The following is a 17,899-nucleotide window of genomic DNA, read 5'->3' on the forward strand; positions in this document are numbered from 1 at the left end:
CTGCGCGGTCGCCGGAGGCTCGCCGGTGGCGGGCGGCTCGGTGGGCGCCGGGAAGCCCGGGTTGACGCCCCCGGCCGCGGTGATCCCGGCCGGGCGCAGCAGCACCTTGACGGTCAGCAGCAGGATCCGCAGGTCGAGCCCGAGCGAGCGGTTGCGCACGTACCAGAGGTCGAGTTCGATCCGCTCGGGCCAGGTGATGGAGTTGCGCCCCCGCACCTGGGCCCAGCCGGTGAGGCCGGGCCGGACGTCGAGCCGTCCGCGCTGCCGGCTGGAGTAGTGGACGACCTGCTCGGGCAGCGTGGGCCGGGGCCCGACCACGCCCATCTCGCCGCGCGCGACGTTCCACAGCTGCGGCAGTTCGTCCAGGCTGGTCTTGCGGAGCAGTTCCCCGAGCCGGGTGATCCGCGGAGCGTCCGGCTCCCCGGGGAACCGCGGGTCCCGCATGGTGCGGAACTTGAGGATCTCGAACTCCTGGCCGTGCAGCCCGGTCCGGGTCTGCCGGAAGAGCACCGGTCCGCCCATCGTGCGGCGGATCAGCAGGGCGATCACCAGACCGAGCGGAATCGCGACGATCCCGGTCAGGACGGTGATCACGAGGTCCCCCCCTCGCTTCATGACGGTCCTTCCCCCTGATGCGGTGGTGTGGTCGTGGGTGGGCTCAGTCGACCGTCCAGGGCAGTCCCTTGGCGCGGGCGACGGCCGCGTAGGTGGCCAGCGAGACGGCGGCGACCGCGCGCTGGTCGAACCGCGCCGTGGCGCGGCGGCGGGCCGCGGCGCCGAGGCGCTCGCGCAGGCCGGGCTCGGTGAGGAGCCGGTCCAGCGCGTGGGTGAGGGCCCGGGCGTCGCCGGGCGGGGCGAGGAGCAGGTGTTCGTCGTGGGTGCCGATCTCGCGGCAGCCGCGGATGTCGCTGAGCACCATCGGCAGGCCGCCGGCGGCGGCCTCCATGGCGGAGCGGGAGAACCCCTCCCGGTAGGAGGGGAGCACGAAGACGTCCAGGGCCGCGTAGACGGCGGGCATGTCGCCGCGCGGGCCGGGGAAGACGACGCCGGACTCGGCGCCGTGGGCGTCCGGCTTGTCCGGGTCGTCCGGGCCGATCCAGACGAACCGGGCCTTGCCGGCCAGGGCGCGGGCGGCCTCGGCGTACTCCCGGATGCCCTTCTCGGCGACCCGCCGGCCGACGCCGCCGACCAGCAGTTCGTCCGGCCCGACGCCGAGTTCGGCGCGCAGCCCGGCGCGGATCCGGGCGCGCTCCCCCGGGGCGGTGGCGAAGCGGGCGAGGTCCACGCCGTTGCCGACCACCCGCGAGCGGCGGGCCGGGACGGCACGGGCGAGGGTGCGGCGGTCCTCACCGTTCTGGTACAGCTCGGCGTGCGAGAAGCGGGCCGCGAAGGCCTCGGCGCCCAGCACGAAGGCCCGCTTGGCGAGCGGGTCGTGGGCCTGCGCCCAGAGGCCGTGGCAGGTGTTGACGACGACCGGGACGCGGGCGAGGCGGCCGAGGACCCGGCCGAGCACGCCGGTCTTCGGGTTGTGGGTGTGCAGCACGTCGGGGCGGATCCGGCGCAGCACGGCGAGCAGTTCGCGGGCGGCGGCGGCGTCGGCGCGCGGCTCCCAGGCCCGGGTGAGCGCGTGCAGCGGCTCGTGGCGCACCCCGATCGCCGCCAGTTCCGGGACGTACGGGCCGGGCGCGCTGATCCCGTACGTCTCGAAGCCGGCCTCCAGGTCGACCTTCAGCTCGGTGGCGAGCAGCAGCTGCAGGCTCATGTCGACGGTGGTGAGGTGGGCCACGCGCAGCGGGCGTCCGCCGGGGCCGCGCAGGCGTGGCGGGATCCGGTGCTCAGGCACGGGCGCCCACCGCCTTCGCGGTGGCGACGATCCGGGCGTAGGCGAGCTCGGGGATCAGCCGGCCGTGCAGTTTGGCGCGGAAGAAGTCGATCGGGTCGGTGCGGCGGACCGGCACCCGGCGCAGCCGGACCGGGTCCACTCCCGGGGTGTTGCGGCCGACCTGGCCGGTGGCGGCGGTCCGGAAGCGGGCCCGCAGGGCCGGTTCCATGTGCGGGACCGGCACGCCCCAGGTGTAGGCGTAGTGGTGGGGGCGGACGCCGAGGTGCTCCTCGACGTCGTCGTTGCAGGCGTCCAGCTCGGCGGTGGAGAGCAGTTCGGGGCGGGCGTGGGTGCGGGTGTGGTTGGCGACCGTGCACAGGCCGGAGGCGGTCATCTCGCGCAGTTGCGTCCAGCTGAGCGCGGGGGCGCCGGTCGTCTTCGCGGTCGAGCCCTCCCAGCGCATCTCGCCGCCGACGTGGCCGCTGGCCAGGTAGACGGTGAACGGCAGCCGGCGTTCGCGCAGCAGCGGCCAGGCGTTGTCGTAGACGTCCGCGAAACCGTCGTCGAAGGTGAGGACGACACTCGGGGTGGCGCGCCCGGCCTCGATCCGGTCGGTGGCCTCGTCCAGCGGGACCACCCGGCCGGGCGGCAGCGCGGCGAGCAGGTCGGCCTGGGCGGCGAAGTCGGCGGCGGACACGTCCAGCTCGTCGGGGCTCCCGCCGCCCACCCGGTGGTAGATCAGCACGGTGGCGCCCTCGCCGGGCCTGGTTCCGACCCGGCGCGCCAGCTGTCGCTTCACCTGGGCCCGGATCCCCCCGCTGGCCGGGGCCGTTCCGGACACGGCGGTGCCGCTCATCGTTCCCCCCTCTGCGGCGCCCTCCCCGGCGCCGTCAAGTGGCCTCGCATCCGGCGCGGTTGGCGCCCCGGACGGTCATCACAGTAGGGGGAACTGTGGGGCTGGTGCCCCGGAATTGTGAAAGAAGCGAGAAGGAGTTGGCAGATGGGCCGAAAACCCGCCGATCTGACCGGTTGGACTCGATCGGGTGATCGGGGTTTGAGCGGTTTCCCGTGCGTTCCGCGCTCAGGTCGCCGCGCGGCGGCGGCGGAACAGCGCGAAGCCGATCCGGCCGAGCAGCAGCACACCCGCCGCGAGGCACCCGGCCACCGCCATCGCCCAGGCCGGACCGTCACTGTCCGGAATCACGACCGCCACCACGATCCCCAGCGCGAGGCAGGCCAGACCCACCAGCGCGAGCGGCACCTGGTGGGTGACCAGCGGCCCGCCGTGACAGTACCGGGCCATCCGGGTCGCGCCGTGCGGGTGGACGTGATCACGTTCCGCATCTGCCATGAGCCCAAGGTACCCCGGAGCCGCCCCGCCGGCAGCATGCGAGCGGCGATCGGGCGACCACTTTCGGTGACGGAAGGGCCCGGGAGTGGCGGGTGTTCGGGGTGATGTTCAGGAACCGTCCCGGGGTCGTTCCGGGCTTGTTCCGGAATTGTTCCCGGGCTCCGAAAAAACCTTGCCGGTCCAGTACAACCCTCAACGAGGCGTAGCTGTCTCCATTACATTGAGCGATCCAGGAGCCGTCCGCGGTGCGGGTTGGGAGTCCCCGCCGCGGGCCGGAATACCCAGGGGGCGGAGCCGCCGTGCCCTGGAGTCGGAGGCCGGGCTCCGTCCTCCGGCGGTACCGCCACGCCGCATCGGCGACCGAGGGGGAACCGTGCCGCAGTCCCATTCCACGACATCGACCTCCAGCCCCACGGCCCGGACCAGGGCCACGGTGACCGCCCTGTCGGACCTGTGGCCCCCGCCGACCACCGGCACACCCCCCGGGGCCGCCACCGTGACGACCGACGGGCAGCCGATCGTCACCTCACCGGCCGACCTCCCGCCGGTCCTCCCGCCTGGCGGCCGCGCCCTGCGGTCCACCGCCACCCGGACCTGCTCCCCGCCCGACGCGCGCGGTGAGTGGCTGCGGTTCGCCCCCGTCCAGCCGCTCTTCCGCGCCCGGGCCGCGCAGCGGCTCGCCGTGCTCGCCTACCACGGCGTGACCGACCCGCGCTCCTTCGGCGCCCAGCTGGACCGGCTGCGAAGACTCGCGACCCCGGTCTCGCTGGCGTCCGTCCAGCAGGCCGTCACCGAACGGCGCCCGCTGCCCGCCCGCAGCGTCCTGGTCACCTTCGACGACGCCGACCGCAGCGTCCTCACCCATGCGCTGCCCGCGCTGATCGAACGCGGCATCCCGGCCGCCGCCTTCGTCATCTCCGAGCTGATCGGCACCGAGAAGCCGTTCTGGTGGCACGAGGCCGACTTCCTCGCCCGGCACGGCGGACGCGCCCGCTCGCTCGACTGCGGGCACCCCTCGCAACTGCTCCGCCGGCTCAAGGCGATGCCCGACCCGGACCGCCGGCGCAGCCTCCACGAGCTGCGGGTCAGCGCCGACCGCCGCCCGCCCGGCCAGGAACAGCTCACCCCCGCCGACCTGCTCGCACTCCGCGCGGGCGGCGTCGCCATCGGCAACCACACCCAGGGCCACCCCTGCCTGGGCCGCTGCGACGACGCCACCGTCCGCGCGGAGATCACCGGCGCCCACGAAGCCCTCACCCGCTGGCTCGGCGACCCCCCGATCGCCTTCGCCTACCCGGACGGCGGCCACGACGTCCGGGCCGAAACCGTCCTCCAGGAGCTGGGCTACCGCCTCGGCTTCCTCTCCGACCACCGCCTCGGCCCCCGGCTCCCCTCCCACCCTCTCCAGATCAGCCGCCTCCAGGTGGACTCGACGACCAGCACCCGCCGGTTCGACACCATCCTCTCCGGCCTCGAACCCGCCTACCGCCGCTGGCGCGGCCACGCCGCCTGACCCTCCCCTCCCCGCGCAGGAAGTCGCCCCACCGACTTCCTGCGCCCCTCACCCAAGCGCCACACCTCACCGCCCCGGCCCCGCCGACCCCCGGCCACCCCACGCCGACCCGCCGAGGGGCCCGGGGCCACAGTGGGCATCAAGGAGTCACGGACCGGCCCCCACGCCCCGCCATCACAGCAGCTGCCACATGCCGGAACCCCCGAACCTCCAGAAGTCGGACCCGCCGACTTCCCACTCCCAGACGACCGCATCCCACCGCCTCCCGAGCGGCCACCGGGGCACGCGATCTGAGGCCGCCGACCGCCCGCAGCAGCACCAACCGCCAGAAGTCGGACCCGCCGACTTCCTGTGCCGCCACGGCCGCAGACGGCCACGTCGCGCGGCGCAGCGTTTGGATCACGGGCTGGCTGCCAGCGCTCAAGTGGCCTCACCAGGTCTGCCGGGGGCAGCAAAGATCGGGGGCACGGGTCAGCTCACCGGCTGGGCCACCGGACTGAGGCACCCACGAAACCGCAATGCCGAACCAGCAGAAGTCGGGCCCGCCGACTTCCTGCGCCGCTGCGGCCACGCCCGGCTGCCCTCGGGGCGTGGGGTGGGGGTCAGGGGGTGGGGGCGGCGGTGAGGGGGAGGGTTTGGGGGTAGGTGAGGGCGGCGGCGGGGAGGGTGGTGGGGGTGCCGGCGTGGAGGACGGTGAGGGTGGCGGTGCCCTCGCGGGTGGGGTCGGAGACGCGGCGCAGCGCCTGGGCGGCGACCGGTTCGGCGGAGCCGTGCAGGGTCAGCGACGGGAGGGCGGTCGGGGCGACGGCGGTGCGGATGCGGTCGGCGACCAGCTCGTAGTGGGTGCAGCCCAGGACGACGGCCGCCGTGCCGGCCGGGGTGCGGGCGGCCGCGGCGGCGATGGCCGCCTCGATGGCCGCGTCGTCGCCGTGCTCGACGGCGTCGGCGAGCCCGGGGCAGGCGACCTCGGTGACGGCGGTCGCGCCGGCGAAGTCGCGGATCAGCCCGCGCTGGTAGGCGCTGCCGGTGGTGGCGGGGGTGGCCCAGATGGCGACCGGGCCACCGTGCGCGGTGGCCGGCTTGATCGCCGGGACGGTGCCGATGACCGGCAGTCCGGGCTCCAGTTCGGCCCGGAGGGCGGCGAGCGCGTGGACGGAGGCGGTGTTGCAGGCGACGATCAGCGCGTCCGGCCGGTACTCGGCGGCGGCCCGGGCGCAGCCGAGGGCGAGTTCGGTGATCCGCTCGGGCGTCTGCGGGCCCCAGGGCATCGAGGCGGGGTTGGAGGAGAGCACCAGGTCGACGTCCGGTCGCATCGTCCGGAGTGCGGCGGCGGCGGCCAGCAGGCCGATTCCCGAGTCCATCAGTGCGATCTTCACGGGTCAAGACTTTAGTCGATGGCCCACGCCGGCCCCCTCGTGCGGCAGACTGCCCGGGTGACCGTCCTGCTGTGGATCGCCGTGCTCTCCCTGCTGGTCTGGCTCTGGCTGGCGGGCTGCCACGGGTTGTTCTGGCGCACCGACGTGCGGCTGCCGCCGCGCCGGCCGCCGGAGCGCTGGCCGCAGGTGGCGGTGGTGGTGCCGGCCCGGGACGAGGCCGGGGTGCTGCCGGTGTCGCTGCCGAGCCTGCTGGCGCAGAAGTACCCGGGGCGGGCCCGGGTGGTGCTGGTGGACGACCACAGCACGGACGGGACGGGCGCGCTGGCGCGCTCGCTCGCCGCCCCGGGGGGTCTGGAGCTGACGGTGACCTCCCCTCCCCCGCTGCCGCCGGGGTGGACCGGCAAGCTGTGGGCGCTGCGGCACGGGGTGGAGCTGGCCGGTCCGGACGCCGAGTACCTGCTGTTGACCGACGCGGACATCGCGCACGGCCCGGACTCGCTGGCGGAGCTGGTGGCCGCGGCGGAGAGCGGCCGGCTGGACCTGGTGTCGCAGATGGCCCGGCTGCGGGTGGAGACGGGCTGGGAGCGGCTGATCGTGCCGGCCTTCGTGTACTTCTTCGCCCAGCTGTACCCGTTCCGGTGGAGCAACCGGCCCGGTGCGCGGACGGCCGCGGCGGCGGGCGGCTGCTCGCTGGTGCGGCGGGAGGCGCTGGAGCGGGCGGGCGGGGTGGCGGCGATCCGGGGCGCGGTGATCGACGACGTGTCGCTGGCCCGGGCGGTGAAGTCGGCCGGGGGCCGGATCTGGCTGGGGCTGGCGGAGCAGGTGGACAGCGTGCGGCCGTATCCGCGCCTTGAGCAGCTGTGGCGGATGGTGTCGCGCAGCGCGTACGCCCAGTTGCGGCACTCGCCGGTGCTGCTGCTGGGGACGGTGCTGGGGCTGGCGCTGGTGTACCTGGTCCCGCCGGTGGCCACGGTGGCGGGGCTCGTGGCGGGCGCCTGGCCGGTGGCGGCGGCGGGCGGGGCGGCCTGGGCGCTGATGGCGGGCACCTTCGTGCCGATGCTGCGCTACTACCGGCAGCCGCCGCCGGCCGCCCTGCTACTGCCGTTCACCGCCTCGCTCTACCTGCTGATGACCGTCGACTCGGCAGTGCGGCACTGGCGCGGCCGGGGCGCCGCCTGGAAAGGCCGGACGTACTGATCCCGCCTGGTCCACACTGTTCGAATGGACCGTCAGACGATCTCCCGGCTCGCGCACGCCCACCACCCGGTCGCCGCGCCGCTCTCCGACGGCTCGGTGGCCGAGCTGCTGGAGCGGGCGCTGGCCCCGGAGGAGGAGGGGCGGGCCCTGGACCTGGGCTGCGGGCAGGGCGTCTGGCTGCTGCGGGCGCTGGCGGCGCGGCCGCGCTGGCGGGCGGTCGGGGTGGACCTGGACACGGCGGCGCTGACCTGGGCCCGGGAGTCGGCGGAGGCGCTGGGCGTGCAGCGGCGGATCGGACTGCACCACCTGGACGCCCGGGAGTTCACCGACCGGGAGCCCTTCGAGCTGGTCCTGAACGTCGGCGCCACGCACGCCTTCGGCGGGCTGCTGCCGACGCTGGACGCGGCCCGGCGGCACCTGGCCCCGGGCGGCCGGGTACTGGTGGGCGAGGCCTTCTGGGAGCGCGAGCCCTCCTCGGCGGCGCTGGCCGGCCTGGGCGCGGCGCGCGAGGAGTACGCGAACCTCGCGACCACCGTCGACCGGGTGGTGGCGGACGGCTGGACGCCCGTGTACGGCCGGGTGAGCAGCCAACAGGAGTGGGACGACTACGAGTTCTCCTGGACCGGCTCGCTCGCGCAGTGGGCGCTGGACCACCCGGAGCACCCGGACGCGGCGGACGCCCGGGCGGCGGCCGACCTGCACCGCGCCGAGTGGCTGCACGGCTACCGGGGGACGCTCGGCTTCGTCGTCCTGGTGCTGCGCCGGGACTGAACTGCCCCGGCGCCGCCGCTACTTCCGCGTGCGGGCGAGGAAGTCGTCGATCAGCGGCGCGATCTCGGGCAGCTTCTCCTCCAGGGCGAAGTGGCCGGTGTCGAAGACGTGCAGTTCGGCGTCGGGCACGTCGCGCAGGTAGGCGCGGGCGCCGGGTTCGGTGAAGAACGGGTCGTCGCGGCCCCAGACGATCAGCGTGGGCGGGCGGTGGGTGCGCAGCCACTCCTGCCAGACGGGGTAGAGCTCGACGTTGCGGTGGTAGTCGAGGGCGAGTTCGACCTGGATGTCCTTGCGGCCGGGCCGGTCGAGGTGGTGCTGGTCGAGGGTCCAGCCGTCGGGGGCGACCAGGGTGGGGTCGCCGGTGCCGCTCTCGTACTGGAAGCGGGTCGTCTCCAGGGTGAGGATGGCGCGGACGCGTTCGTCGGCGCCCTCGACGCCGGGGCGGTCGGCGATGTACGCGCGGGCCTGCTCGGAGAGCCCCTCCTCGTAGGCGTTGCCGTTCTGGACGACCAGGCCGGTGATCCACTCGGGGTGGCGGGTGGCGAGCCGCAGGCCGACGGGGGCGCCGAAGTCGAAGACGTAGAGGGCGAACCGGTCGAGGCCGAGGGCCCGGCAGAAGCCCTCGACGACGTCGGCGAGGGTGTCGAAGCGGTAGCGGAAGGCGTCGGGGGCGGGGCTGTCGCTGTGGCCGAAGCCCGGGTAGTCGGGGGCGATCAGCCGGTAGCGGGTGCCGAGCGCGTCGAACAGCCGGCGGAACTGGTGGGAGGCGGACGGGAAGCCGTGCAGCAGCAGGAGAACGGGGGCGTCGGCCGGCCCGGTCTCCCGGTAGAAGACGCGCAGACCGTCGACGTCGGCGTAGCGGTGGTGGACGTGCGGGATCGTCAGCTCGCTCATGCTAACCATTAAACACTTGAGCACTAGTTAGGGAAAGAGCTGAGCGGGCGTCACCGTCCCAGCAGCCGCAGCGCGGCCGGCTTGGTGAACTCGTACCGGGTCATCTGCTCCAGGTCCTTCAGCCAGCCCACCGCCCTGGCCGGGCGCGCCAGCACCCGGGCGTAGAGCTCCTCGAAGGTGGTGGTGACGCTCTCCAGCGAGAACCGCCCGACCACCCACCGCCTCCCCCAGTCGCCCAGCTCGGCGCGGTGCGCCGGGTCGTCGAGCAGCCCGCGCAGCTGGCCCACCAGCGCCTCGGGCGCGCGCGAGCCGTCGCCGAAGCCGTACATGCAGCGCGAGGCGTGCGGCTCGACCAGCGGGCCCGGCTCGTGCACGGCGGTGTAGCCGGCCGCGCCGTGCACCACCACCGGCTTGCCGAAGGCGAGGCCGCGCAGCGCCGAACCGCCCATGCCGAGGACGATGTCGGCGGCCTGGTACGCCGGCCGCGGATCGGCCAGCTGCCCGGGGACCAGTACCGCCGGGCGTCCGAGCTCCGCGTTGGCGGCGGCCGCGCGGGCGCGCAGCGGCTCCAGGCTGGGGCCGGCGCCGACGATCACCAGGCGCACCCGGGGGTCGTCCAGCCGCCGGACGGCGTCCACGGTGAGCTCCGCGCCGGCGTCCTTCTCCAGCGCGGGGACCAGCCGGGTGACGATGGCCAGCAGCAACTCGTCGTCCCCGATGCCGTGTTCGCGCCGGAACGCCGCCCCGTCGACCAGCCCGGGGGCGTCGGTGGCGGTGTTCACCGGCGGCTCGATCAGGCTGACGTCCCGGTGGCCGAAGGCCCGGCCGTCGCCCATCAGCGCGCCCAGGCCCAGGACCAGCGGCTGGTGCCGGGGCAGGCCGCGCAGCATCCGGATGCCGTAGAAGGTGGTGACCACCGGCAGCCGGCCGAACCGCCCGGGCCCGAAGTAGGAGTTGCGGGCCGCCCTGACCTCCCAGGCGTGCAGCAGCTGGCTGCCGTGCTCGGCGGCCAGCCGCCCCAGCCGGCGCCGGACCTCGGCATGCGGGGTGTCGGGCCCGCCCGCCACCACCACGTCCAGGCCGTGCCCGGCGGCGACGTCGACCAGCGGCGCCGGGCCGGCCACGCCCTGGGCGAAGAGCACCGGGTCGTGGCCCCGGTCGCGCATGGTGCGGGCGATGTCGACCGCGTTCAGCTGGGCGCCGCCCAGGGCCAGGTTGTTGAGATGGACGAGCACCCGGACCGGTCGCACGCCTCACTCCTCCCAGTGGTGCGGGACGAACACCGGCGCGGCCAGCACGACGGCGCGCGGCGGGGAGTCCAGCATCGGTCCGAACACGTCGAACTGGCCGGTGGAGTGCCAGCTCATCAGCGTGCCGCCGTCGGTCCTGCCGATGCTGTAGACGCCCGCCCAGAGCGTGTAGCGGCCGCGCGGCAGCGGCAGCCGGGGGATCACGCAGGACACCCGGCGGTCCCCGCCGGTCAGCCGGACCTCGTGGCTGATCTGGAAGATCGGGCTGGAGGTGCCCTCGCTGACGCCCAGGTGCAGGGTCGCGTCACCCCGGTAGTCGCCGCCCAGGGTCAGCTCGACGGTCATCGGCTCGTCGGTGGTGAGGCTCTCCCGCTCCTCGCCGCGCACCTCGTGCTTGAGCAGCTGGATCGGCTCGCCGGTGCGCCCGCCCGCCTCGGACTGTGCCTCGATGGAGTCGCGGTAGCCGGCCATCGCCTCCTTGATCCCGGCGTCCACCCGGATCGAGCCCTGCTCCAGCCAGATGCCGCGCCGGCAGATGGACTCCACGGCGGGCAGGTCGTGCGAGACGAAGACGATGGTGGTGCCCTGCTCGGCGACCTCGCGCATGCGGTCCAGGCAGCGCTGCTGGAACACCGCGTCGCCGACCGCCAGCACCTCGTCCACCAGCAGCACGTGCGGCTCCAGGTAGGCGGCGACGGCGAAGCCCAGGCGCATCTGCATGCCGGAGGAGTAGAACTTCACCTGCCGGTCGATGGCCCCGCCGAGCCGGGCGAACTCCACGATGTCGTCGAAGCGGGTGGCCACCTCGCGCCGGCGCAGCCCGAGCAGCGCGCCGAACAGGTAGATGTTCTCCCGGCCGGTCAGGTCGGGGTGGATGCCGGCCCGGATCTCGATCAGCGCGCCGATCCGGCCGCGCACGTCGATCACCCCGCCGTAGGGGTACATCACCCGGGTCAGCATCTTGAGCAGGGTGGACTTGCCCGAGCCGTTGGAGCCGATCAGGCCGACCGAGTCGCCCGGCTCGATGTGCATCGAGATGTCGCGCAGCGCCCAGCGCCAGTCCTCGCCCTTCTCGCCGCGCAGCCGGCGGGCCATCGCGTCGACCTTGTCGCGCAGCAGCATCCGCTGCTGGTCGGCCTTGAAGCGCTTCCACACCTGCTCGGTGCGGATGGTCCCCAGCGGGAGGGTCTGGCTAGGCGACATCGGCGATCCCCGTCTCCAGCTTCTTGAACAGCAGGTAGCCGCCGACCAGGAACACCACCGAGGAGACCGCGGCGATCACGGTCATCGCGGTGTCGGGCGCGTGGCCGTACAGCAGGGCGTCGCGGTAGCCCTCGATCACGGCGCCGAGCGGGTTCACGCCGACGTACACCTCCTGGAGGCGCTCCGGGATCTGGGCCAGCGGGTAGGCGACGGGGGTGGCGAAGACGCCCATCTGGGTGATGATCGGGAGCAGGTGGCGCACGTCGCGCAGGTACACCACGGCCACCGACAGGACCAGGGCGATGCCGTAGGTGAAGGCGAACTGGATGCCCAGCAGCGGCACCACCCACAGGAAGGTCGCCGCGGGGGCGGTCCAGAAGATCAGGAACAGCAGGCCCAGCACGGCGGTGCCGATCAGCATGTCGACGGCGGCGACCAGCATGGTGGCGAGCGGGAAGACCTCGCGCGGGCAGTACACCTTGTTGAGCAGGCTGAGGTTGTTGGCCAGGCTCAGCGCGCCCTGGTTCATGGTGTTGCTGAAGAACTGCCAGACGACCAGGCCGACGTAGGCGAACAGCGGGTACGCGGCGCCCTCGGTGTCGACGTGCACGGCGCGGCGGAAGACCAGGGTGAAGATGGCGCACAGCGCGAGCGGGGTGAGCACCGCCCAGGCGAAGCCGAGCACGGCCTGCTTGTAGCGGGCGCGCAGGTCGCGTTCGGCGAGCGCGCGGACGAGTTCACGGGCGCCCCACAGCTCGCGGGCCACCTGGGCCGGGCGGAGCCGGCGTTTGAAGATCAGTTCGGGCGGCGGCCCGTCGGCGGCCGGCGGGCGTCGCCCCGGGGCCTGCGTTGTCTGGCTGTCGCGCTCGTCGACGAGCGGCGCGCGTTGTCCCCCCACGGACACCTGCCCTCTCCGGTACCGGCGGTATCGAGAAGCGGGCCCGTCGCGGCGGCGTTCGACGCCTCCCCGGCGCGGCCCGGCCCCACTCTGGCACAGAGTGTGGCCACGGGGGGTCGGTTCGGTGAAGGTGAGCGGATCCCCGCCTGCCGGAAGGCCGAAAGCGGGCCGCCCGCACGGAAGAGGGCGGGCCGGCCGCGGGTGCGGCCGACCCGCCCGGGGCGGTCAGGGGAGGAGGTGACGCCGGATCAGATCCAGGCGTGGGAGCGCGGGTGGCGCTGCTGGTCCTGGGCGACGAGGCGGTCCAGCGCCTCGGGCATCGCCTCGACGCCGCCCGCGCTGGTCGGCGAGGTGCGCTCCTCGCCCTGGACGACCACGGTCGGCAGCTCCTGGATGCCGTGGCGGACGAACAGCTGGGCGGCCTCGTCGACCGACCTGGCCACCTCCTCCGAGCGGTAGACCTCGCGGAAGCGCTGCTGGTCGACGCTCTGGGTCTGCACCCAGGCGGCGGCGGTGTCCTCGGTGGTGAGGTCCTGCTCGTTGGTGTGGACGGCCCGGAAGGCGGCGGTCTGCAGACGCTCGACCAGGCCGAGGCGCTCCAGGGTGTAGTAGAGCCGGGCGTGGCCGCGCTGCACGGTCTCCTCGCGGCTGCCCGGCCAGATGGCCGGCACGCGGCGCAGGTCGACGTCCGCGCGGTGGCGCTCGGTCCAGGCCTGGAGCGGCTGCTCCAGCGCCTGGGAGTGCCCGCAGTCGTACCAGAAGAACTCCAGCGCCTCGGTGCGGGCGCTCTCGCGCACCGGCTGGATGGTGTCGAGGCGGGAGAACGGGGAGCCCTCGCGGGCCGGCTGGTGGCTGGCGGCGGCGGCCTGGAGCGGGGATGCGGCGATCCCGGCGGCGACGGCCAGCAGCAGGGTGGTTCGAAGGATCGACTTCACACGGGGAGTGTGACCCGCGACGGAGCGTCAGCGGCCAGTCGTCCCGGTGCGTCGGGCCGGGATTCGCCTGAACAGCGCACCCGGCCCGGCGCACCGGGACGCGTCAGCCGCGTCCGAGCGGTCGGCCGCGCTCGCAGACCTCCGTGAACAGGCGCTGCCAGGCGTCGGCCACCACGTCCAGGTCGCAGTGGGCCAGCGCGTGGGCGCGGGCGGCGGCGCCGAGGCGGGTGCGGTCGCCGGCCAGCACCTTGGCCAGCGCCTCGGCGAGGGCGGGCGGGTCGTCGGGGGCGACCAGCGCGCCGGTGGTGCCGTCCTGGACCACCGAGCCGACCCAGCCGACGTCGGTGGCGACGGCCGGCAGGCCGGCCAGCGCGGCCTCGATCAGCACCCCGGGCACACCCTCGCTGTCGCTGGTGAGCAACACGGCGTCGGCGGCCCGGTAGAGCGGGGCCGGGTCGGCCAGGGTGCCCAGGAAGTGGGCCCGGGCGGCGGCCGGATGTCGCTCCAGAGCGGAGCGTTGCGGGCCGTCGCCCGCCACGGCGAGGCGCACGTCGGGGAGCCGGTCGAGGGCGTCGAGGGCGAGGTCGAGGCGCTTCTCGGGGGCGATCGCGCCGAGCCAGGCGACCAGCAGGCCGTCCGGCGGCAGGCCCAGGCCCTGCCGGGCGGCGCGCCGGTCGGCCTCGTCCCGGGCGGGCGGGTAGCGGTCGGCGGCGCGGGCGTTGGGGATGGTGCGGACGCCGGCGGCGGGCAGCCGGAAGCGTTCGACGAGCACGTCTCGGGCCCCGTCGGCGAGCGCGGTGACGGCGGCGGCGCGGTGCAGCAGGGCGCCGGTGCGCAGCCGGCGGACCGGGCCGGCCGTCCAGTGCCGGGGGTCGCCGATGGAGACGTAGACGAACGGGGTGCGGGTGCCGGCGAGGGCGAGGGCGCAGGCGGGGAGGGTGGAGGATCCGTGGGCGACGACGAGGTCGGCGGTGCGGGCGGCGGCGCGCAGCGCGCTGAGGGTGCGGGGGTGGAGCCGGCCGGGGCCGAGCACGGTGGTGGCGCGGGTGTCGGGGGCGTCCGGGTGGGCGTCCGGGTGCGGGGCGAGGGCGCGCAGGGCGGAGGCCTGGCCCCGGCGGCGCAGTTCGTGGTGGAGGTCGCGGGCGAGGCTCTGGGCGCCGCGGCGGCGTGGATCCGTGATGAGGTGGAGGATGCGGGGGCGGGTTCCGGCCGTCCTGACCGGTGTCGCTTCAGGCATGGGACAGACCTTGGCACAGCCTCCGGCCTGGGACGACCCCTTCGCGCAACCCGGCGGTGGTCCGCACGCCAGCGCGGGTACCCCCGGAGGGCGCCGGAAGTGAGCCGTCGTACGCCCCGCAGGGGGGTGGCGCGCCCTGATGAGCGCTGTCGTCCGCCCCCTGACGGTTCGGCACCGGCCCGCCGCGGCCGCTCCCGGTGTGACCGAATCGCTGGCGGGCGCCGGTCGCGACCTGCGATGCTGAGCGGCAGTCAGGGCGCCGTCCCGGCACGGGAGACCGGGCGTGCCCAGGAGGGCGGGGGTTGGGCCTGTGCATGTGCTCTATGTGATCGACAGCGTGAGCCGGGTCGGCGGGGCCGAGCAGGGTCTGGTGGCGATGGCCCCCCAGTTGGTGCGGGCCGGGGTGAAGCTCGACGTCGCCTACCTCAAGGACTCCCCCGGCGGCTTCCAGCCGGAGCTCACCTCGGCCGGGGCCGACGTCTTCGGGGTCGGCCGGCCCACCCGGGGGCGCACCGCCGCCGCCCTGCACCGGCTGGTCCGCGAGCGCCGCCCGGACCTGGTGCACACCACGCTCTACGAGTCGGACGTGCTCGGCCGGGCCGCCGCGCTGGCCGCCCGCACCCCGGTGGTGACCAGCCTGGTCAACGCGTCGTACGGGCCGGAGCACCGCAACGCGCGCGGGCTGAGCCCGTGGAAGGTGCGGGCCGCGCAGACGGTGGACGCGGCGACCGCGCAGGGCACCCGGCGCTTCCACGCGCTGACCCGCTACGTGGCCGGGGCGATGGCCCGCCGGCTGCGGGTGCCGGCCCAGCGGATCGACGTGGTGCCGCGCGGGCGCGACCCGGAGCTCCTCGGCACGGTGACGCCGGACCGGCGGGCCGCCGTGCGCACGGGCCTGGAGCTGCCGGCGGACGTGCCGGTGGTGCTGGCGGCGGCCCGTCAGCAGTACCAGAAGGGCCTGGACGTGCTGCTGGAGGCCTGGCCTCAGGTGCTGCGCGCGGAGCCGGAGGCGGTGCTGCTGCTGGCCGGCAGCGAGGGCGGGGAGACCGCGCGGCTGCGGGCGCTGGCCGCGGCGACCGGCGGGGTGCGCTTCCTCGGGCCGAGGGACGACGTGTTCGACCTGATGGCGGCCTCCGACGCGTTCGCCGTGCCGTCCCGCTGGGAGGGGCTGGGCAGCGCGGCGATGGAGGCGATGGGGGTCGGGGTGCCGCTGGTCGCCGCCGACGTGCCGGCGCTGCGCGAGACGGTCGGCTCGGAGGACTACGCGCGGCTGGTGACACCGGAGCGGCCGGCCGCGCTGGCGGCGGCGCTGACCGACACCCTGGAGGACCGGGCCTCGGCGCGGGTACGGGCGAAGGCGGCGCGGGCCCGGTTCCTGACCTCGTTCACGCTGCACCAGGTGTCGGCGCAGATGGTGGAGTTCTACGAGCGCTCGCTGCGGCTGCGGACGGTCTGAGCGCACCCGCCGGCACCCGCCGCCGGGCCGGTCTGTCCGGATCCCGGCGGTCCGGGCCCGGTCCCGCGGGATCTCCCGGACGAGTATCGGCAAAGCGGTTGCGCCGCACGTCGGGGCTCGGGAAGCATCGCAAGGGGGACCGGCGGGGGCGGCGGTCGGCCTGCGCCGTTCACGGCGCACCGCCGGGGCCGGGCCACGCCGTGGGGAGCGCGTCGTCGAGACGTTGGCCGCGAGTCGTCAGGGGGGCGGGTTGCGACACCGGCCGAGGGATTCCACCGTGCCCGCGAGGGCCTTCCGGTCACGCCCGCGCCCAGGGGCGTGACACCCCAGCGGTACCCGTGACCCGCCGCGTTCCCGCCCGGGGCGTGACAGGCGCTGACAGCACCACCGCACCACGAACGCGAGGGGATCCAACCGGTGGAACCGGCAAACCACTTCACCGTCCTGCGGCGCTACTGGCGGCTGCTCGCCGGCTGCACGCTCGCCGCGCTGGTCGTCGGCTGGCTGCTCACCCCGGCCGGCGACACGGTGGACAACGCCAAATGGACGTGCAAGGTCGCGATCACCCCGGTCGCCGGCGCGGGCGACACCGTCCGCGCCGACCAGGTGCTCTCCTACGCGCAGGGCGCGGACGTCTCGGCCGCCGCCGCCAGGGCCCTCGGCATGGCCGACGCCGCCGAGGTGATCGCCCGCCGGACCGTCACCGCCGACAGCCCCCAGATGCTGACCATCGCCACCACCGGCCCGACCAGGCAGTCCTGCTCCGACCTGGCCACCGCCTACTCGGCGGCCATCATCAAGGGCTACAGCGACGAGTCGGCCCGCAGCGCCGCCGAGACGATCAAGAAGCTGCAGGCCCAGGCGGACGCGCAGCAGCAGCAACTGAACGAGATCCAGGCCCAGTTCAACCGGTCCTCGGCCGCCGACCAGCCCAAGCTCCAGCCCAAGCTGACCGCCGCCAACACCTCGCTGACCACCACCCTCACCACGATCAGCAAGCTGGCCAACAGCGCCCAGACCGACGCCATCCAGCAGTGGGGCAGCATCGACGCCCGCCAGGGCACCGGCAACCTGCTCTCCTCCCCCAGCCGGGGCGTGCGGCTCGGCCTCGCGGTGGCGCTCGGCCTGGCGCTCGGCGTCGTCGCGGCGCTGATGCTCAGCCGGATGGACACCAGGCTGCGCACCCGCAACGCCGTCGAGGAGGCGTTCAACCTGCCGGTGATCGGCGAGGTGCCGCAGCTGTCGCGCCGTCAGCGCCGGGTGCGCGAGCCGCTGGTGCGCGCCCGGCCGTCCCATCCGGCCTCCGAGGCGTACCGCTCGCTGCGCTCGACGCTGCTGCTCACCGGCCCCGACTCGCTGGCCCGCCCGGCCGGCGGCGAGGACCGGGACCCGGTGCGGACCGTGGCGCGCCGGCTCGCCGAGCCCGCGCCGGTGGTCCTGGTCGCCTCCGGCGGCAGCCGCGACGGCCGCACCACCACCATCGCCAACCTGGCCGCCGCGCTCGCCGAGACCGGCCGCGAGGTGCTGGTGCTCGACTGCGACTTCCGCCACCCGCAGCTGCACGCCCAGCTCGGCGTCGGCGACGGCCCCGGCATGGCCGAACTGCTCAGCGGCGAACGGCTCGGCGAGCTGGACGACCTGGTCCGGCCGACCAACGTCGACGGCGTCTCGCTGATCACCGGCGGCAACACCACCGCCTATCCGGCGGCACTGGTGCTGCGGGCCGGCGAGGTGCTGCGCCGGGCCCGGCGGCACGCGGACGTCATCCTGGTCGACACCTCACCGCTGCTGCACGCCAACGACGCCTACGACCTGGTGCAGCACGCGGACGCGGTGCTGGTGACCGTGCGCAGCGGAAACGTCACGCCGGAACAGGCCGACCGGGTCGCCGAACTGCTCTCCCGCACCGGCGTGCCGGTCGCCGGAGTCGCGCTGCTCGGCACCTACGGGCCGGCCGGCCGGCGCGGGCGCACACCGGCGGGCGGCACCGGGACGG

Annotated in this window: 16 protein-coding genes; 5 read left to right on the forward strand and 11 right to left on the reverse strand. The window is 75.1% G+C overall.

Annotated features, from left to right (window positions below; translation table 11 throughout):
* The 4 genes from ABD308_RS37640 to ABD308_RS37655 all read right to left on the reverse strand — a co-directional run.
* A partial coding sequence (locus ABD308_RS37640) for a sugar transferase (protein ID WP_344345256.1) occupies window positions 1–615 on the reverse strand: 615 nt, incomplete at its 3' end.
* Between the two features lie 43 nt (window positions 616–658).
* Window positions 659–1,843: a glycosyltransferase gene (locus ABD308_RS37645; RefSeq protein WP_344345261.1), complete on the reverse strand. Its 1,185-nt coding sequence runs from the start codon at window positions 1,841–1,843 to the stop codon at window positions 659–661.
* Window positions 1,836–2,678, reverse strand: a complete 843-nt coding sequence (locus ABD308_RS37650) for a polysaccharide deacetylase family protein (protein ID WP_344345267.1) — start codon at window positions 2,676–2,678, stop codon at window positions 1,836–1,838. Before ABD308_RS37650 ends, ABD308_RS37645 begins: the two co-directional genes overlap by 8 nt.
* Window positions 2,679–2,903: 225 nt before the next feature.
* The gene (locus tag ABD308_RS37655) at window positions 2,904–3,173 is read right to left on the reverse strand and encodes a hypothetical protein (protein WP_344345272.1); all 270 of its coding nucleotides are present in this window, start codon (window positions 3,171–3,173) and stop codon (window positions 2,904–2,906) included.
* Between the two features lie 433 nt (window positions 3,174–3,606).
* On the opposite strand from ABD308_RS37655, the gene ABD308_RS37660 reads away from it, so the two are divergent.
* Window positions 3,607–4,686, forward strand: a complete 1,080-nt coding sequence (locus ABD308_RS37660) for a polysaccharide deacetylase family protein (RefSeq protein ID WP_344345275.1) — start codon at window positions 3,607–3,609, stop codon at window positions 4,684–4,686.
* 602 nt (window positions 4,687–5,288) lie between these two features.
* Here the strand turns inward: ABD308_RS37660 and ABD308_RS37665 are convergent.
* Window positions 5,289–6,062: a glutamate racemase gene (locus tag ABD308_RS37665; protein WP_344345278.1), complete on the reverse strand. Its 774-nt coding sequence runs from the start codon at window positions 6,060–6,062 to the stop codon at window positions 5,289–5,291.
* 18 nt (window positions 6,063–6,080) lie between these two features.
* Between ABD308_RS37665 and ABD308_RS37670 the strand changes: the two genes are divergently transcribed.
* Complete coding sequence (locus tag ABD308_RS37670; RefSeq protein WP_425554958.1) at window positions 6,081–7,259, forward strand: glycosyltransferase; 1,179 nt, start codon at window positions 6,081–6,083, stop codon at window positions 7,257–7,259.
* Window positions 7,260–7,283: 24 nt separating this feature from the next.
* The gene (locus ABD308_RS37675; RefSeq protein ID WP_344345286.1) at window positions 7,284–8,030 is read left to right on the forward strand and encodes an SAM-dependent methyltransferase; all 747 of its coding nucleotides are present in this window, start codon (window positions 7,284–7,286) and stop codon (window positions 8,028–8,030) included.
* An 18-nt stretch (window positions 8,031–8,048) separates the two neighbouring features.
* Here the strand turns inward: ABD308_RS37675 and ABD308_RS37680 are convergent, their stop codons facing one another.
* The 6 genes from ABD308_RS37680 to ABD308_RS37705 all read right to left on the reverse strand — a co-directional run bounded on the left by ABD308_RS37680 (window position 8,049) and on the right by ABD308_RS37705 (window position 14,447).
* The gene (locus ABD308_RS37680) at window positions 8,049–8,924 is read right to left on the reverse strand and encodes an alpha/beta fold hydrolase (RefSeq protein ID WP_344345289.1); all 876 of its coding nucleotides are present in this window, start codon (window positions 8,922–8,924) and stop codon (window positions 8,049–8,051) included.
* A 50-nt stretch (window positions 8,925–8,974) separates the two neighbouring features.
* The gene (locus ABD308_RS37685; RefSeq protein ID WP_344345293.1) at window positions 8,975–10,174 is read right to left on the reverse strand and encodes a glycosyltransferase; all 1,200 of its coding nucleotides are present in this window, start codon (window positions 10,172–10,174) and stop codon (window positions 8,975–8,977) included.
* 3 nt (window positions 10,175–10,177) lie between these two features.
* The gene (locus ABD308_RS37690; protein ID WP_344345297.1) at window positions 10,178–11,377 is read right to left on the reverse strand and encodes an ABC transporter ATP-binding protein; all 1,200 of its coding nucleotides are present in this window, start codon (window positions 11,375–11,377) and stop codon (window positions 10,178–10,180) included.
* On the reverse strand, window positions 11,367–12,275 hold the full coding sequence (locus ABD308_RS37695) for an ABC transporter permease (protein ID WP_344345300.1): 909 nt from the start codon (window positions 12,273–12,275) through the stop codon (window positions 11,367–11,369). The genes ABD308_RS37690 and ABD308_RS37695 overlap by 11 nt, the downstream gene beginning before the upstream one ends.
* Before the next feature lie 248 nt (window positions 12,276–12,523).
* On the reverse strand, window positions 12,524–13,210 hold the full coding sequence (locus ABD308_RS37700) for a thiol:disulfide interchange protein DsbA/DsbL (RefSeq protein ID WP_344345302.1): 687 nt from the start codon (window positions 13,208–13,210) through the stop codon (window positions 12,524–12,526).
* Window positions 13,211–13,313: 103 nt separating this feature from the next.
* Window positions 13,314–14,447: a glycosyltransferase family 4 protein gene (locus ABD308_RS37705; RefSeq protein WP_344345306.1), complete on the reverse strand. Its 1,134-nt coding sequence runs from the start codon at window positions 14,445–14,447 to the stop codon at window positions 13,314–13,316.
* Between the two features lie 325 nt (window positions 14,448–14,772).
* On the opposite strand from ABD308_RS37705, the gene ABD308_RS37710 reads away from it, so the two are divergent.
* The gene (locus ABD308_RS37710; RefSeq protein ID WP_344345309.1) at window positions 14,773–15,903 is read left to right on the forward strand and encodes a glycosyltransferase family 4 protein; all 1,131 of its coding nucleotides are present in this window, start codon (window positions 14,773–14,775) and stop codon (window positions 15,901–15,903) included.
* 417 nt (window positions 15,904–16,320) lie between these two features.
* A partial coding sequence (locus tag ABD308_RS37715; RefSeq protein ID WP_344345313.1) for a tyrosine-protein kinase family protein occupies window positions 16,321–17,899 on the forward strand: 1,579 nt, incomplete at its 3' end.

The organism is Kitasatospora putterlickiae, from assembly GCF_039527695.1.
Lineage (GTDB): Bacteria > Actinomycetota > Actinomycetes > Streptomycetales > Streptomycetaceae > Kitasatospora > Kitasatospora putterlickiae.

Excerpts from the sequence above, each read along its gene's own strand:
- ABD308_RS37650 (WP_344345267.1), bottom strand. The coding sequence starts at position 2,678 with ATGAGCGGCACCGCCGTGTCCGGAACGGCCCCGGCCAGCGGGGGGATC.
- ABD308_RS37655 (WP_344345272.1), bottom strand. The coding sequence starts at position 3,173 with ATGGCAGATGCGGAACGTGATCACGTCCACCCGCACGGCGCGACCCGG.
- ABD308_RS37670 (WP_425554958.1), top strand. The coding sequence starts at position 6,081 with ATGGCCCACGCCGGCCCCCTCGTGCGGCAGACTGCCCGGGTGACCGTC.
- ABD308_RS37675 (WP_344345286.1), top strand. The coding sequence starts at position 7,284 with ATGGACCGTCAGACGATCTCCCGGCTCGCGCACGCCCACCACCCGGTC.
- ABD308_RS37680 (WP_344345289.1), bottom strand. The coding sequence starts at position 8,924 with ATGAGCGAGCTGACGATCCCGCACGTCCACCACCGCTACGCCGACGTC.
- ABD308_RS37690 (WP_344345297.1), bottom strand. The coding sequence starts at position 11,377 with ATGTCGCCTAGCCAGACCCTCCCGCTGGGGACCATCCGCACCGAGCAG.
- ABD308_RS37705 (WP_344345306.1), bottom strand. The coding sequence starts at position 14,447 with ATGCCTGAAGCGACACCGGTCAGGACGGCCGGAACCCGCCCCCGCATC.